The sequence below is a fragment of the Corynebacterium phocae genome (genome assembly GCF_008693075.1).
Lineage (GTDB): Bacteria > Actinomycetota > Actinomycetes > Mycobacteriales > Mycobacteriaceae > Corynebacterium > Corynebacterium phocae.
The window spans coordinates 1-15,296 of record NZ_VXKJ01000042.1; the positions used below are offsets into that span (position 1 = coordinate 1).

Consider the following 15,296-nt stretch of genomic DNA (forward strand, 5'->3'; position numbering starts at 1 on the left):
CCCAACCCCACAAACACACCCAAATAAAAAAACATGCACGCGCCAAAACGGATCACTTTTCCGCGCCAAAACGGATCACTTCAGCTTGACAAAATACACCTAGCCGGCCAAGACCTACTGCACTCGCCCAAGGACCTCAACGAGCACGCCTTTGTGGTTGACCACCTACGCCGAATCCTGGCACCGGTGTGCAGCCGCCTGGACGCACCCGCCCAACCTATCCTCACCAAAACCAATGAAATGTGGCACCTGGGCACGCCGATTGCGGGAACCCTTAAAGACCCAAGCATGACGGCCCTGGAGCTCGCGCTGCTGGTCTACCCCACACCCGCTATTTGCGGAACACCTACCGATGCCGCCGAGGCCCTCATCACCACCGCCGAATCCGCCCGCGGATTCTACGCCGGAACAGTTGGGTGGTGCGACGCCGCCGGCGACGGAGAATACATGGTGGCCATCCGTTGCGCCGAGGTAGCCGGAGATGGCCTGTCCGCCCGCGCCTGGGCCGGAAGTGGAATCATCGCAGCCTCCGACCCCCAAGCAGAGCTGGATGAAACCACAGCCAAACTACAAACCATTCTGCGGGCGCTAGGGCTCTAAATCCTGGGGCCTTCCCCGGCCGCCAGTTGAAGATAGGAAAAACTCCCCGCGCGGTGAAAGTTTCACTTCACCCAGGCGGGGAGATTGTTCCGAAAATTGGTGCTGCTGCAACTGGCAAGCACACTAGGCGTACTTGCCTAACTACTAATAGCCCGTTGCCACGTTGCCAGCGGAGTGGTAATCAAAGCCAACACCGTCGCGTTGGAATCCTCCCTTAAGGACACCAATGGAACCGCGGCCGGGAATCCATACGGGACCGCCCGAGTCGCCGTGGGTTGCACCTGTTCCCGGCTCCATCTCAAAGTCAATCATGAACGAGTCCTTGTCCTTACGGGTAATCGGTCCACAGGCCACGCGTCGGGTGGTGTCGCCGTAAAAACATGCCTGCTCACCTTTGCGAACATGCGAATACGGCACGCGGGTATTTCCGGTGTAGGTATTTTCCCCGGCGTTAACATTGTCATAGAGCCGGATGGCGATGATGTCATACTTATGCGAACCGGCAGCCAGCGCCTCCTCATAAGTCGGAAGTGGTGAATACGGCAAGTAGTCCTTCGGGTAGACAAACGTACCAATTGGCCTACCGTCAGCCGACCAAGCCTGCTCCCTTTCGTGGAAATCAAGAACGGGAATGCAGTGGTAGGCGGTATACGCCAGATTATTTGGTCGGTCAATGTATCCGATGGTGCACGATCCAGCACGGCTCTTCACGGCATCCCCCTGGTTGACCGTGATATCCCCGTCCGTGCGCACCGGCTGCTCCCAAGTCCAGGGTTTCTCATTGGGATTAGGTCCATCATTATCCCCGCCGATAATGTCCTCTACCCCCGGAATCCCGAAATTCCCGCCGCCAGCGTTACTACTGAGGCCGTTGAGCTCTGTTCCTGGAATAACTCCCACCGCAATCAGAATTGTCACCACAACGGATATCAAACTCATAACAACGGAGAGTGGATCTATCTTCACTTGAGTTTTCACTTTCTTCTTTTTTAAAAACCTGGTTCACAGAAATGAACTTAGGTATATAGCCGATAGGGTTCATTTTATCAGCACCACCACCGCATACCGGAAATAAGGCCGGAGTTGTCTAGCGCCCTAAAAAGCGCTGACTGTGACCCTCATGCCACCTTCAGGACCCAAAGAAATACCACAGCACAGCGCTACCCCATGCGGACAAAGATCCAGCTTGTCCTCAATGCGACAGAACGGCAGTGCGCCGGCCCCCGCACAACGACCGTGGGCAAGTGAAAACAAGTACCAATTCCCAAAAATTACTAAGAATTTTCCATGAGACACTCAAGGCTTATTACCCAGTGCCGCGCCAAACTAGCTGCGCATGTAGATATCCATTCCCAAGTCTTAGAATTTCTAGGGAAGATGCCAGGAATTCTAATCTAAGTAGGTTGCCAAAAGTAAAGCACTCCCTTAGCATGGTGATAAGTTTGCACTAAAGGTTTCAGTGCCGCCGGTCACACCGGCCGCGGTGTACCTGAGCAAACCGCAGGAATTTGGTCCTCAGTTCACTCCAGAGTTTTCGCCCAAGTTACTGTTAATTATCTCCGTCATTTCGAAAGGACAAACATGTCTAACAAGGGCATCAAATTCGGCGTTACTTCCCGCCGCCGCGGCACCGTACTAACCGCTGCCGCTCTCTCCCTCGCACTGGTTTCACCATTCGTCTCCCCAGTAGTTGCTCCACAGTCCACCGTTGCAGCTTCCGCCGCTGAGGCTAACCAGGAAGTGTCTATGGAATGGACTACTGGTTCGACCAAAGAAGATCCTAAAAAGCTCGCCCTCAAAGCAGGAAAAGAATATACCCTTAAATATGTCAACGAGGCCGACATTCCTGCCGGAAACTTCTCCGTTGAGAGTTTCCAAGAATCTTTTTACGAGGATGTGGACGTAGATAAAGATAAAAAGGGCACCTTGGTCATCAAAGTGAAAGCCAACCCACAAGGTGATTCAAAGTTCTCCATCAAGAACGAGGCTGATAACGACAAGGACGTAGCCTTTTTCGAGGTCGAGGGCAATCCCAACGACCAGCAGGGTTCTGGTCAACAAATGCCTTCCCTGAAGGATCTCTCCTCCAAGGACAAGGATGGCAAGTCCCCAATCGACGCGCTCTCCGCCAAGGACAAGGACGGCAAGTCCCCAATCGACGCGCTCTCCGCCAAGGACAAGAAGCAGACCATGGACGACGACAAGTCCTCCAAGGATGGGCTCTCCTCCAAAGACAAGACCCCGGACAAAGGCGACAAGGATGTTGTCAGCGATAAATGCTGGGGAACCATTGGCGGCGTCTTTGGTATCCCGGCGCTGCTTCTGATTCCTTTGTCCATTGGTTCCCAGGTCAACGTTCCGGGGCTGAGCGAGATTTCCCGTACCGTTCAGCTGGCCATCGGCTCCCTCAACGCTGAGGTACAAAAGGGCCTGGGCCTGTTCAACCCGCAGATCTCCGCACAGGTAGCAAAGCTTGACGCCCAGCTGGCACAGAGCAGCCACGGCTTCGTATCCGCCACCACCGGCCTGCTCATCCTGCTGCTAGGCGCTGGCGCTATCGCTCTGGCCGTTGACCAGTGCGCACCGGCAGACGCGAAAGAGAAGCTTAGCTCCAAGACTGAGGTTAAGAAGGATCCTCAGAAGGATCCTCAGGATGATCCTCAGAAGGATCCTCAGGATGATCCTCAGAAGGATCCTCAGGATGATCCTCAGGATGATCCTCAGGATGATCCTCAGGATGATCCTGATGGTCCAGAAGCTCCAAAGAAGCAAGGTGCTTAGTCTTCCGGAGAAATGAAAGACGAAAACAAAAAGTCCTCCGAGATGGATGGTTCTTCCGTAGAACCTAAAAAATAAAACAACTAATTAAGGCTTAACGCCTTACTAGTTAGAAATTGCCATCCTCCGGCATTGCGAACTGCTCCCCAAAAGTTGGATTGAGAAAATCAATCCTAACTTTTGGGGAGTTGTTTTTGTAGGGAGGGCTGAGCCCGATTACTAACTGTCAGCGTAGGAGTGGCCGCCGGCCAATATTTTCAAGCTGTTGGAGCCGGGGCAGGATCAACGCCGTTCAGCGGTGAGCACTAGGTCATAAGCGTGACCAGCACCAGCGCCCGTATTAACCGCCCGGGAAAGCTTGCGGTATTCAATGACTTCCAACTGCTGGAGGTTATTTGCCAACCAGGCTGGCATGGCCATCTCCGTTGACTCCCAATCGTGGTGGACAAATAGGAGCTTACCGCCAGGGGCTACCAAGGATTCCAGCTTGGCTACTGCTGCGGCGGTTGCCGGTATCCCACCAAACTGGACGTTGACTAGGTCAAAGGGAGGGTGGTCAAAATCCTTCAAGGAGCTAAGGTAAGCCCGCAGGCCGCGTTCCCGGGTGCGCTTGACGGCGGTGGGAGCAAAGTCAATCCCGGTTGCCTCCCAGCCCTGATCGGATAACCATTGCAGGTCCGCGCCCTCACCGCAGCCCACGTCCAGCGCGGTGCCGGGCCGCAGCGTGGAAGCAAAGTCCACCAAGGCGCGGTTGGGCTTGCCTGACCACAGCTGCGCGGACTGTGAGTACCGCGCCTCCATTTCCGTTGGGGTGGGAAGTGGGCGTGGGCTGTTGCCGTGCTGTGGGCTGTGCCCGTGCTGTGGGCTGTGGTCAGGCGGCGGGGTCATGGTTGCTTGGGGTGGAGCTGCTAGGCGCGCTCGATGGGGTTAATCAGGGAACCTAGGCCGGGGATCTCAATCTCGATGGTGTCGCCGGGTGTCATGGGAGCGGTGCCGGCTGGGGAACCGGTGGTGATGACGTCGCCGGGCAGCATGGTATAAGACTGGGAAATCTCCGCCAAGATGTGGCCAATCTTCACAATCATCTGGTTGGTATTGGAGTCCTGCTTTTGCACCCGCTCACCGTCGTGGGTGAGGTAGGCGTTAATCTTTTGATCATCAAGGTCAAACTTGTCCAGGTCGGTTTCAATCCACGGGCCCAGCGGGCAGAAGGAGTCAATACCCTTGGCACGGGCCCACTGGCCGTCCTTAAACTGCAGGTCACGGGAGGAGACGTCATTGCAAATGACAAACCCCAGGACGTGGTCTTTCCAGTTCTCCGGGTCAATGTTCTTAGACACCTTGGAGATAACCACTGCTAGTTCGCCCTCAAATTCCACGTTGGTGGCAAAGTCCGGAATCCGGATGGGGGCGCCGGGGCCAATGACGGAAGTAGAAGGCTTGATGAAGATGGTGGGCGGAAGGTGCTCAGCGGACTCTTTGAAGACCTCCGCCACGTGGTCCGCGTAGTTGCGCCCCAGGGCCACCACCTTGGTGGGAAGGGTGGGGGCAAGGAGCTTGAACTGATCCTCAGTGAATTCGCGCCCGGTGGGTTCTGGTTGGAAAAGGTGGGGAACTTCCTTTGCTACGAGGGAGCCGGGCTCTCCTTCGATGATGGCAAAACTAAGTCCTTCTGGCTGTGCAATTCGTCCTAAACGCATATACACAATACTACCCTTGCGTAATAGGACAACCTCATTAAGGTTGCAGATCCGCCAAGGTGCGCACTGAGGTTTCCGCAATGAGGGCCAGGTAGAGCTCCGCGCAGGCTTGGGCGTCAGTCAAGGCGTTGTGGTTGCCGTAGCGGGGAAGCTCGTAGCGCTGACGCACCCGCGCCAACCGAAGGTCTTCCCCGCGCGGATAGGTTCCCATGCGCTCCATGTGGCGCCGCTCCAACGCAAAGGTGTCCACAACCTGCAGCTTGAGTTTTTTGCCATAAAGCGCCCGGGCGGCGGCGTCAAAGAAACCAACTTCCAAGGCCGCGAAGTGAGCCAGCAGGGCCTTTCCTTGGAGGGCGGAGATGACCTGGTCAAAGGCCTGTGCCAACGGCACGCCCTCTTGGACGTCCGCGTCGGTCAACCCGTGGATAACCGCGGACTCCCCCACCTCGTGGCCGCTAACCACCACGTAACCGGCACCGGAGAAGTCTATGACCCCGCCGGGCCTAACGGGCAGCCAGCCGATGGACAAGATGTGATCCGTCTTGGGATCTGTCCCGGTGGTCTCAATGTCTACGGCTAGAAGCTCCAGGTCGCGGACAGGGGTGGACCGGGCCGGGGTGGCAACGTCTAGCTTGGGCGTGAACCACATTAGATGTTCCTCACCGGGTACTTAGTGGCAAGGGCGTTTTGCATCCCCTTGATGGTGCGGAAGGAATCACGCAGACGTTCCCGGTCCAGGCGCGATAGCGTGGAGGGGTCAATGTGATAGTCCGGGGTCTGGCCGGCGTGGACCTGCGCGGCCTGGTGCTGGAAGGTGAGTTGGCGCAGGTAGGCGAAGGCGTCGGCAAGTTCTTTTGCCCCGCCCTGGCTCACCGCGCCGCCAGCGGCGTCCTGCAAACGGGCGTTGGTCTCCACGGATTGACTGCCTTCCACGAGGGAAAACAGCCGCGCCATCTGGACGATGCCTGCGGTGCCGCCCTTCTTCACGTCCAGCGTATTGCGGTACTCCCCGTCCCGGTCCACCACCAGGCCCCGGAAGAACGTCAACGGCGGCTCCCGGCGGGCCGCCAGGCTGGCCAGGTGGGCGTGCAAGCGGCGCGCGCCCTTAGCCATGCTCACCGCGGAGGTATGGACGCTCTCCCCCAGCTCAGCGCTGCCGTAGAGCACGCGGAAATCGAAGAACACCTGCGCGTGCAGCAACGCCTCTGGCTCCGGCGCGGTAATCCAGTTATGGAACGTCTCTTCCCATTGCTGGGTAGTCATCCGCCACTCCGGGTTGGAGGCCATCATGTTGCCCGGGCACAGCACCTGCCCGGCCTTGGCCAGACCCTGGCAGACAAACTCGCCCAATTCGGCGAAGTAGCTGCCATGCTGGGTCTCATCAAAACTGTTGTCCAACACCAGGGCGTTGTCCTGGTCTGAGGCCAGGCCCATCTCCCGGCGGCCCTGGGAACCCACGGCCACAAAAGCATAAGGCACAGGCGGCGCGCCCAGCTTGGCTTCAGCCATCTCACACAACCGGCGGGCCAGGGCGTCAGCCACCATGGTCATAATCCCGCAGACCTCATCCGGAGATGACCCGCGGTCAATGTAGCGCACCGCCATTTCCCCGGCCTTGGTGAACACGCCATCCAAGTCGGTTGCCCGGTTCAGCCCGGCGGCTAGGTACACCGGATCATCGTGGAGCAGGTTGGTGATATCGGTTTGGGTGATAATCCCCACCAGGTTGCCGTCCTTGGTGACCGGGAGGTGGTGGATGCGCTTTTCCGCCAGCAGCAGTAGGGCCTCCATGAACATGGTCTCCGGGGTGACCGTGAGCAGGTTGGTGGTCATAATCTCTGCGACCGGCGTGGCGGGGTCCACGGCGCGTGCCACCACGTGGCGGCGGAAATCGCGGTCCGTGATGATCCCCACCGGTTTGGTGTCTTCCACCAGCACCAGGGAGGACACCCCGGATTCTTCCATGATAAGCGCGGCCTCCCGGATGGTGACGGTAGGTGCCGCGGTGACGGGCGTGTTCAGGGATACGTCCCCCAGCTTGGTGCGCAGGGGTTCGGTGGTGTCTTCCTCCAGCGCCCGAGCTGCTGCCGATGTCTGCCGCGTCTGCGCGGAGAAAAAACGCGCCACGTCCGGATTGTTGTTGGCCAGCTGGGTAAAGGCTGCGCGGGGAAAATCCAGGATCAGGCTATCTTCAACCGTTTCCATGGTGTAGTGGGAAACCGGGTCATCTTCAACCAGCGTGGAATACCCAAAGTTCAGGCCGGTGTCCCGGCGGTCCACCAAGGTGCCGTCCTCGCTGACAATGTCCACAGCGCCGCTGCGGATAATGTGCAGCGAATGGTTTTCTTTACCAAACTCCACCACCGGGGTACCCCGGCGCACATAGCGCATGGTCATCTGCGCCGGGAGTTCGTCTAACACTTCCGGCGGCAGGTGGTTAAAGGGCTCGTGCTTGGCAAGAAACCCGCGGACTTCGTCTAGTTCAACACTTGGAGAGCTCATAGTGAGCTACCCTACTGGTAACTTACGAACCATGGGCGCGGATTGATGGAATAAGTTTCCGCAGGGGTATGCATAGGGGAATCCTCATCGATGAAATTCTTCCAGGCCATGAAAAATTCCGGCTGCAAGTCCTGGCGCATAGCGTCCCACGTCTCCATCTTGACCCCGGGCGCGCCGTGGCCGTCCGCGTGCAGGACAAAGGCCAGCTCCGGATGGTCCAGGTTCAGCGCCTCCCGGTTCCGGATCATCTGCAACTGGAACTGGTGCAGCACGAATGCCTTCTGCGGCAGGTTATTGTCCCTGACCAGGTCAGCCAGCCACTGGGACACCTCATCAACCTCCGCGGCCTCCACATGGCCGATGTTGGTCATGGGGACCTCATCCGGGCCAATCTTCCACTCCGGGTCAAGCGCTAGGCCCACGTTGGGGCGCTTGAGCAGGTCCTCGTAAATCTTGGCCTGCTCTACCAGGGAGGCCCGGCCGGGCTGCAAGTCAAGCACGGCGTAGCCGCCGGCTTGCGTGATGGCGTCAATGTAGGGCACCAGGTCTGCGGGCTCTGTTTCATTGGCGTAGTCCCCGTCATCGCCCGGGGAGCTAGAGGCCACGGTGGCAATGATTTCAAACGCCGGGATAACCGGGTACTGGGTTAGCTGCTGGTACTGGCCCACCAACTCCTGGACCCGGGCCACCGCCCCAGCGGGGTCTTGTTCCCCCATCACTCCCAGCGCGGGACCGGACGGGTGCCCGTAAAGCGCAATCATACGGCGTCCGGGAAATACCAGGCCGCCACCGCCGGGAAGCTCCCCGTTGCTCACCAGTTCCACCTTGGCCTGGAACTGTTCCTGGGTGCCAAAGTCTGGGCCAATGGCCACGGTATTGCCGGCCTTCACCGCCGCCATGGACTCGCTAATCTCCCGCGGATCCCCCACGGTCAACACCAACACGGTGGCACCGGCGGCACGCGCGGTGGCAATGTCTGCCAACGGGGTGTTTGGGGTCACCAGCGCGGTGACCTTACTGGTAGCGCGGGCGGGTGCCTGGGCAACAGCCTGCGCCACCTCATAAGGGTTGAGCTGCTCGGGGGCCTCCGGCAGGACGCCGGGGGTCACCGTGCCAGTAAAGCCGGTGGTATCAACCTCACCGAAGGCCACCACCTCTGTAGCGTCCAGGCCGGCTAGCTCCCCCACCTGGTCAGCGCCCAGCATGGGCAGGCCATTTTCAACGGCAAAGCGCGCGGCAGCCAGCTCAGTAGCTGCGTCCGCAACCACTACCTTGTCAGTAGGCAGGCCTTTTTCTTCTAAGTCCTTCCGCTCGGAGGTGAAAAACCCCAAGGGGTCACCTTCTACCCGCGGGGCAAAAGCCGTGGGTTTTTCCGGCTCAGCGGCAGGGTCTTGGCCCTGCTTTCCGCTAACGGCGGGCTCCGCGCCCTGACCAAAGCCCAGCTCATCCGGGGAGCAGGCGCTTAAGGTCAAAGCGGCGGCGGTCACGGCAGCAGCAAGGTGGAAAGGGGTCCGGCTAAATGGCTTATTCATTTTCCCCATGCTACCGGCTCAGGTTCGGTTTAAGCGCAAAGCGCGCGGGCAATCCTGTCGCCTACTGCCGTGGTGGAGATGGGTTCTTCGCCGCGCGAGGCGACATCGGCAGCAACGGCGTGCTCAATCCGCTGAGCATTGGCCTCATCACCCAGGTGCCGCAGCATGAGCGCCGCTGACAAGATGGCGGCGGTAGGGTCCGCAATACCCTTGCCCGCGATATCCGGCGCGGAGCCGTGGACGGGCTCAAACATGGAAGGATTTTGACCAGAGGCGTCAATGTTCCCAGAGGCCGCCAAGCCAATACCGCCGGTAACCGCGCCGGCCAGGTCCGTGAGGATATCGCCAAACAGGTTGTCTGTGACTATCACGTCGTAGCGCGCGGGGTCAGTGACCATGTAGATGGTAGCGGCGTCAATGTGGTTGTAGTCCACCTCAACCTCCGGGTATTCTGCGGCCACCGCGTCCACCGTGCGCTGCCACAGGCTGCCGGCGTAGACCAAGACGTTGGTTTTGTGCACCAGGGTTACCTTCTTGCGGCGCGACATCGCGCGGTTAAAGGCGTCACGCACCACGCGCTCCACCCCGAAGCGGGTATTTTGCGAGGTTTCCGATGCCACCTCGTGCGGCGTTGCCTCCCGCAACACACCGCCGTTGCCCGCGTAGAGGCCCTCTGTGCCCTCGCGGACCACCACGAAGTCTATGTCCCCGGGGTTGGCCAGCGGGGAGGACGCGGTGGGATAGAGCTTGGACGGGCGCAGGTTCACGTGGTGGTCTAACGCGAAGCGCATCTTCAGCAGCAGGCCGCGTTCCAAGACCCCCGGCGGGACCTCTGCCGGGGCGCCGATAGCCCCCAGCAAGATAGCGTCATGGTCTTTCAACGCCGCTAAGTCCGCGTCTGTGAGCAACTCACCGTTTTTGAGGTAGCGCCGTGCGCCTAGGTCAAATTCGGTGACGGTGACGTCCTCGCGCACCGCCTCAAGGACTTTGAGGGCCTCCGCTGTGACCTCGGGGCCAATTCCGTCCCCGCCAATTACCGCTAGTTTCATTATGCAAGATACCTTTCTCACTACGTGGTGTGTTTCCAGATTAGCACGCTGCGGTCACCGGGCATGACAAAGCCGCCGCAGGTTAAAAAATCTCCTGCGGCGGCCTGGTGCGAAAGGCTTATTCGCCTAAGTCGAACTGGAAGACCTCCGCCTCCAACGAAGACGCGATCTTTTTCAGCAGGTCCGCCGGGACCTCAGCGTCAACGCGCAAGATAAGGACCGCAGAGCCCTCCTCCTTACCGGAAGTCAAGGCAGCAGCATTGATATTGATGTTCGCGGTGCCCAGGGAGGTACCCACTTCACCCAACGCGCCGGGCTTATCCCGGTAGCGGAAGAACAGGTTATGCCCGGTGGCGCGCATATCCACGCCACGGCCGTTGATACGGACAAACTTCTCCGCCCCGGAAATACCGTTGCGGGTACCGGTCAGCGTGGAAACATCCCCGTCCGCAGCAATCACGCGGACGTTGACCGAAGCGCGGTAGCCCTTGGACTCCGGGTTAGTACGCACCACGACCTTGACCCCGCGGCGCTCAGCAATCTGCATGGCGTTAACAAAAGTCACAGTCTCAGAGACCACGCCGGAAAACAGGCCGCGCACGGCGGACAGGCCAATGGCCTCTACCTGCTCCGTGGCCAGCTCGCCGCGCGCTTCTACCTCAATGACCGCAGGTGCTTTCTCCAACAACGCCCCGGCGGTAAAGCCCAGCTTCCGGGCAATCTCCAGCCACCCGGCCACTTCTTCGCCCACGCGGCCGCCCTGGACGTTCACCGCGTCCGCCACAAACTCCCCGTTAAGCGCCTTGAGCACGGAGTCAGCAACGTCCGTGCCGGCGCGGTCCTGGGCTTCCTCCGTGGAAGCACCCAAGTGCGGGGTTACGGTAACCTGCTCTAGCCCGAACAGCGGCGAGTCGGTGCAGGGCTCAGTGGCAAACACATCAAAGCCCGCGCCGCGGTGATGGCCCGCCTTGATGGAATCCGCCAACGCCTGCTCATCAACCAAGCCACCGCGGGCGGCGTTGATGATGATCTGCCCCTTCTTGGCCTTGGCCAGCAAATCCGCGTTGAACAGCCCGGAAGTCTCCGGGGTTTTGGGCAAGTGGATGGTCACAAAGTCCGCGCGCCCCATCAGCTCCTCCAGCTCCACCAGCTCCACGTCCAGCGCAGCGGCGCGAGAAGGGTTGGCATAAGGGTCATAGGCCACCACGGTGGTCTCAAAAGCCTTGAGGCGCTGGGCAAAAAGCTGGCCAATGTGGCCAAAGCCCACAATGCCAATGGTCTTGCCAAAGATCTCCACGCCCTTGAACTCGGAGCGCTTCCACGTTGCCTCGCGCAGCGTGCGATCCGCCTGCGGAATCTGGCGCGCAGTGGCCAGCAACAACGCGATGGCCTGCTCACACGCGGAGTGAATGTTAGAGGTAGGCGCGTTAGCAACCATGACACCGCGCTTGGTGGCCTCAGCCACATCAACGTTGTCAAGGCCAACGCCCGCGCGGCCCACAATCTTCAAATTGGGAGCGGCCGCCAGGACCTCCTTGTCCACGGTGGTGGCAGACCGCACCAGCAGGGCTTCGGCTTCCGGGACGGCTGCCAGCAGCTCAGCGCGGTTAGGGCCATCCACCCAACGGACTTCCACCCCCTGGCCTAGAGCCTCGATTGTGGATGGGGCGAGCTTATCGGCGATAAGAACAACCGGCTTAGACATGAAATTCCTTTGCATCTGGGGGCACGTGGTGTGCGCTTGAAAGAGATAAGACAGCCAGGGGCGCATATCTTGCAAAGGATCCTAGTTCACTCAGACCAACCTTGTCTAATTCTATTGACTAATAGATTCGAGCCGCCAAAATCCGGTCCCAGCGCCACCAGGTTTCCGCCGTCCAAGCCCACCACCATGGCAAACGCCGCCTTCGAATCCAAGGGGTTGCCGGTGGGCATCACGCGCAGTTCCGCGCCGAACGCGCGCGCGTTGGCCGCCGCCGGAACTGACGTGGCGGGCGTGGCTATCACCACCGGTGCCATCTGCCCATCGCGCGGGGGCTGCGCCGGTAAAGCGCCCACCTCCGCGCGGGGATCGCGGACCAGCTTGCGCCACTGGGTCTTCAGCTGCACGTGCTGGCTTGGGTCTACCTCCGCTATCGCCTGGACCATCTCCTCCGGGCTAGTAACCACCCGCGTGTCAAACTGAAAAGCCGTCAGCTGGCCCAAACCCTTATCCGTACCCGGGTCCTGCATGACCGTGAGCGCGCCTTCCGTCCGCAGATAAGACACGCGGCCCACCAACAGCACCCTTTTAACGCCCAGCTTGCCAATCAGCGCGTTGATGTCGCGGCGGTTGTCATCCGAATAAGCCACCATGGGAACACGCTGGGACATAGCCAAGGTCGCAGCGCGCGCCAAGGCGGCCGGCTGGTCCTCAGCGATGATAAGCGACTCCGAGGCGGCAAAAAACAGCTCCGCCGTCTCCAGCCCGTAGGGGTCTTCTATAACCCGTACCTCATCCGCGAACTGTGGGGTGACAAAGCGGCTCAGGTTCTGGCTACGCGCATCCGGCAGCCGGATATCCGCCGGGTCCATCTGCATGATATCGGGCGGAACCGCCACATAGCCTGGGCCCACGCACCCGGACAGTGCGCACGCCCCAGCCACCAGAATGGCCCCCGCAGCTAGCCGCGGCGCGCCCGCGCACAGGTGCCTAGGCAAAAGCGTCCGGCCCCTCTGCTCCACCGCCCAAGTTGTCTTCATCAACGTCGCGGATAACTTCTTTGCCCATGGCGTATTCCACCATTCCTATGAAACGCTCCCGGCGGTCGCGGATAAACCGTTCAAAAGCATCCGTGTGGATAAGCTCCGGATCAATCTCGTGGGAGGCCAACACCGCATCAAACTCCGGGTCCTCCATGATGGACTTGGCCTGCACGCGGCGCAGGTAACGCTGCGGCGGCTTGCCGTCCAGCACCACCTCCGTGCGCTTGCCCATGGGGGTGTAGTTCATCACCGAGTGCGCCAGCACCGGATCAATGCCCTGCTGGTTGCACCAGCGCAGCGGGAATACCGGGAAGAACCCCGGCTGAAAATCCTCAAAGCTGTCTTGGTTGAAGGTGGTGCCAGTGCGCCAATCCTTTGCCCCGCGGGCCATCAGCAGCGCGTAGAAGGCCTTAAACACGCCGGTCTTCGGACCGGCCGAAAGCAACCGGGACTCCTGGAAGGACGCGTCCCGCACCGTCTTGGGCGGGGTGTCAGTCTTGCCCAACACCCAAGCCAGAACCTCATCCACGTCCCGCGACGCGCGCTGAGCCACCGCGCCCGAGCCGTAGAGCTCCCCGAACACGCCGCACCAGAACCACTGGTTAATCTTGTCCCAGTTGTCCTGCACCTCCAGAACCTCCGGGTGCTCCAGCAGGCGGGCAAAAATGACAGCCAGCGGAACTAACTGGGCGCTGTACGGCACCTGGTCATCGTCAAGAATGCAGCGCTGCGCCAAGAAAGCCGCGACCTTGTTCATAGTCTCGCGCAACGTAGCGCGCGCGTCCAGGTACTCGCTCAAGCTCAACCGCAAAATATCCTCCCGGTTGCCGCCGGCCTTGCCCTTGCGGGAGCTAACCAGCAGACTAACCGCCCGCAGGAAATCAGTGCGGTCAATGGACTCCAACGAAGGCAGCCGGCGCAAAGAGCCCATGGTCTCCTCCCAATCCTTAGACAGGTGGAAATCCGGATCCTCACTAGCAAAGACTGAGGTAAGAAGCTCAAACACGCCCATCTGCAGGCCAGAGGAGTTGGCTTGGGCAAACACCTGGCCAATACCCGCCTGCTCGGTCTCCCGGGACAAACGGATAACCGGGATGTCATAGCCCGCCAGCGGCCGCGCAATGCGGCTGTTAAAGTCAGCTACCTCCGCCCGCAGGTCCTCGGACTGCACCGCCATATCAAATAACATGGCCGTGCCCTCCGGACTCAGCAGCGAGGCCACCGGGATAACACCGGCGGCAATCGCGGCGTCATAGTCCGGGATCGAGTCAAGCTCCGGGCCAAAGAAGGAACACATGCTGCCCTTCGCGTCCACGGCAAAAACCGCCTCATCCGGCATCAACGGCTCAGAAACCGCCTTGCGAATATCCACGTAATAGATCCGCGAAATCTTCTTTGAACGGAAGTCGGTGGTATTAATCTGCCCGTCACCGCGGAAACAGTGGTAGAGCGTGGTTAGCCGCTGCTGGCCGTCCAGCAACAGCAAACCGGGGTTGACGTTCCGGTCCGGGGCGCCGCTGAGAACCCGCGGGCGGAACCGCATTTTCTCATTGCGGGTATCCAGCGCCATGAAAGTTCCCAGCGGGTAACCGCGAAGCACGGAAACTATCAAAGACCGAATGCGGTCTTCGTTCCAGGAATAGCAACGCTGAAAGTCCGGGAGCTGGATATCTCCCCGGTTGATTCGGCTGAAAAGGTCATTGAGATCGTAGCTCGGTGTTGTAAAACCCATACCTCCAACACTACCCCTTACTACCCCGTTTGACGCTACCGGGTTGGGCGACAAAGCAAAGAAAAAGCGCGGCCAGGTTCAAGCCTGGCCGCGCGGTGAAACTAGTGTTTAAGCAGTCTCATTCAAGGGATTCTGAACCCAGCTCATTAGCCCCTCATGGTTTCGTGACCTGCGGGAATGTAAAACCGCAGGTTAAAATCATGCCCCTAGCGCCGGTAGTGCCGTGGATACCGCATGTTTCATAGCTGGTGCGGGATTATTGCGGGATCGCGCGGGATAACATCACGCCCAACCCAGGGCCACCTCGGCCGGGGTATCGAGCGCCGCGCGCAACCGCACGACACCACTAGCGCCGGGCGCTGCAGCCAACACCGCCGCGCGGAAAGACGGCGGGACGGCGGGCATGAAATCAGCCAGCCGCGCCTGCGACCTCCCGGCGCGCGCTAAATTCCCCATTTAAACAACTTTCAACTACTAGTTTTATGTTCCTGGCCTGCCAGAATAGTAGTAGCTACCGACATCAGGCGCGGGGGTTGTTGAAACCAAAACAACTAATTGTGACTAACGCCACACCATAAAGTACCAACTCGAGTGTGCATTCACACCCTAGTACTGGTATCATAATAGGTACAGGCACGGAGCCGGAGGAAACAAAAGC

Annotated in this window: 12 protein-coding genes and 1 pseudogene; 2 read left to right on the forward strand and 11 right to left on the reverse strand. The window is 59.7% G+C overall.

The genetic code is table 11. The features are described from left to right. Positions 1-105: 105 nt before the first annotated feature. A pseudogene (locus F4V58_RS06425) lies at positions 106-600 on the forward strand (chorismate-binding protein); the annotation flags it as partial. Between the two features lie 144 nt (positions 601-744). Here F4V58_RS06425 and F4V58_RS06430 read toward each other — a convergent pair. After that, complete coding sequence (locus tag F4V58_RS06430; protein WP_150385729.1) at positions 745-1,539, reverse strand: chymotrypsin family serine protease; 795 nt, start codon at positions 1,537-1,539, stop codon at positions 745-747. A gap of 642 nt (positions 1,540-2,181) precedes the next feature. Between F4V58_RS06430 and F4V58_RS06435 the strand changes: the two genes are divergently transcribed. Beyond that, positions 2,182-3,381 (forward strand): hypothetical protein, encoded by a 1,200-nt coding sequence (locus tag F4V58_RS06435; RefSeq protein WP_075734371.1) that lies wholly within the window; start codon positions 2,182-2,184, stop codon positions 3,379-3,381. A gap of 279 nt (positions 3,382-3,660) precedes the next feature. Here the strand turns inward: F4V58_RS06435 and F4V58_RS06440 are convergent, their stop codons facing one another. From F4V58_RS06440 to F4V58_RS12485, 10 genes are all read right to left on the reverse strand, one after another. Further along, positions 3,661-4,266 carry a class I SAM-dependent methyltransferase gene (locus F4V58_RS06440; RefSeq protein ID WP_075734373.1) on the reverse strand — a complete coding sequence of 202 codons (606 nt, stop codon included), beginning with the start codon at positions 4,264-4,266 and terminating at the stop codon, positions 3,661-3,663. Positions 4,267-4,286: 20 nt separating this feature from the next. Beyond that, complete coding sequence (locus tag F4V58_RS06445; RefSeq protein WP_075734375.1) at positions 4,287-5,078, reverse strand: fumarylacetoacetate hydrolase family protein; 792 nt, start codon at positions 5,076-5,078, stop codon at positions 4,287-4,289. A gap of 37 nt (positions 5,079-5,115) precedes the next feature. Beyond that, the gene (locus F4V58_RS06450) at positions 5,116-5,727 is read right to left on the reverse strand and encodes an exonuclease domain-containing protein (RefSeq protein WP_075734377.1); all 612 of its coding nucleotides are present in this window, start codon (positions 5,725-5,727) and stop codon (positions 5,116-5,118) included. Further along, positions 5,727-7,580, reverse strand: a complete 1,854-nt coding sequence (locus tag F4V58_RS06455) for a DUF294 nucleotidyltransferase-like domain-containing protein (RefSeq protein WP_075734379.1) — start codon at positions 7,578-7,580, stop codon at positions 5,727-5,729. The genes F4V58_RS06450 and F4V58_RS06455 overlap by 1 nt, the downstream gene beginning before the upstream one ends. Before the next feature lie 11 nt (positions 7,581-7,591). After that, complete coding sequence (locus F4V58_RS06460; RefSeq protein ID WP_075734381.1) at positions 7,592-9,112, reverse strand: hypothetical protein; 1,521 nt, start codon at positions 9,110-9,112, stop codon at positions 7,592-7,594. 29 nt (positions 9,113-9,141) lie between these two features. Beyond that, a complete protein-coding gene (locus F4V58_RS06465) occupies positions 9,142-10,161 on the reverse strand; it encodes a 3-isopropylmalate dehydrogenase (RefSeq protein WP_075734383.1) in 1,020 nt (339 codons plus the stop codon). Between the two features lie 118 nt (positions 10,162-10,279). Beyond that, complete coding sequence (serA, locus tag F4V58_RS06470; protein ID WP_075734385.1) at positions 10,280-11,866, reverse strand: phosphoglycerate dehydrogenase; 1,587 nt, start codon at positions 11,864-11,866, stop codon at positions 10,280-10,282. Positions 11,867-11,952: 86 nt separating this feature from the next. Beyond that, positions 11,953-12,903 (reverse strand): hypothetical protein, encoded by a 951-nt coding sequence (locus F4V58_RS06475; RefSeq protein WP_150385730.1) that lies wholly within the window; start codon positions 12,901-12,903, stop codon positions 11,953-11,955. Continuing rightward, the gene (locus F4V58_RS06480) at positions 12,854-14,638 is read right to left on the reverse strand and encodes a DUF262 domain-containing protein (RefSeq protein ID WP_075734387.1); all 1,785 of its coding nucleotides are present in this window, start codon (positions 14,636-14,638) and stop codon (positions 12,854-12,856) included. The genes F4V58_RS06475 and F4V58_RS06480 overlap by 50 nt, the downstream gene beginning before the upstream one ends. A 282-nt stretch (positions 14,639-14,920) precedes the next feature. After that, complete coding sequence (locus F4V58_RS12485; RefSeq protein ID WP_157105763.1) at positions 14,921-15,094, reverse strand: hypothetical protein; 174 nt, start codon at positions 15,092-15,094, stop codon at positions 14,921-14,923. Positions 15,095-15,296: the final 202 nt, after the last annotated feature.

Excerpts from the sequence above, each read along its gene's own strand:
- F4V58_RS06430 (WP_150385729.1), bottom strand. The coding sequence starts at position 1,539 with ATGAGTTTGATATCCGTTGTGGTGACAATTCTGATTGCGGTGGGAGTT.
- F4V58_RS06435 (WP_075734371.1), top strand. The coding sequence starts at position 2,182 with ATGTCTAACAAGGGCATCAAATTCGGCGTTACTTCCCGCCGCCGCGGC.
- F4V58_RS06440 (WP_075734373.1), bottom strand. The coding sequence starts at position 4,266 with ATGACCCCGCCGCCTGACCACAGCCCACAGCACGGGCACAGCCCACAG.
- F4V58_RS06445 (WP_075734375.1), bottom strand. The coding sequence starts at position 5,078 with ATGCGTTTAGGACGAATTGCACAGCCAGAAGGACTTAGTTTTGCCATC.
- F4V58_RS06450 (WP_075734377.1), bottom strand. The coding sequence starts at position 5,727 with ATGTGGTTCACGCCCAAGCTAGACGTTGCCACCCCGGCCCGGTCCACC.
- F4V58_RS06455 (WP_075734379.1), bottom strand. The coding sequence starts at position 7,580 with ATGAGCTCTCCAAGTGTTGAACTAGACGAAGTCCGCGGGTTTCTTGCC.
- F4V58_RS06460 (WP_075734381.1), bottom strand. The coding sequence starts at position 9,112 with ATGAATAAGCCATTTAGCCGGACCCCTTTCCACCTTGCTGCTGCCGTG.
- F4V58_RS06465 (WP_075734383.1), bottom strand. The coding sequence starts at position 10,161 with ATGAAACTAGCGGTAATTGGCGGGGACGGAATTGGCCCCGAGGTCACA.
- serA (WP_075734385.1), bottom strand. The coding sequence starts at position 11,866 with ATGTCTAAGCCGGTTGTTCTTATCGCCGATAAGCTCGCCCCATCCACA.
- F4V58_RS06475 (WP_150385730.1), bottom strand. The coding sequence starts at position 12,903 with ATGAAGACAACTTGGGCGGTGGAGCAGAGGGGCCGGACGCTTTTGCCT.
- F4V58_RS06480 (WP_075734387.1), bottom strand. The coding sequence starts at position 14,638 with ATGGGTTTTACAACACCGAGCTACGATCTCAATGACCTTTTCAGCCGA.
- F4V58_RS12485 (WP_157105763.1), bottom strand. The coding sequence starts at position 15,094 with ATGGGGAATTTAGCGCGCGCCGGGAGGTCGCAGGCGCGGCTGGCTGAT.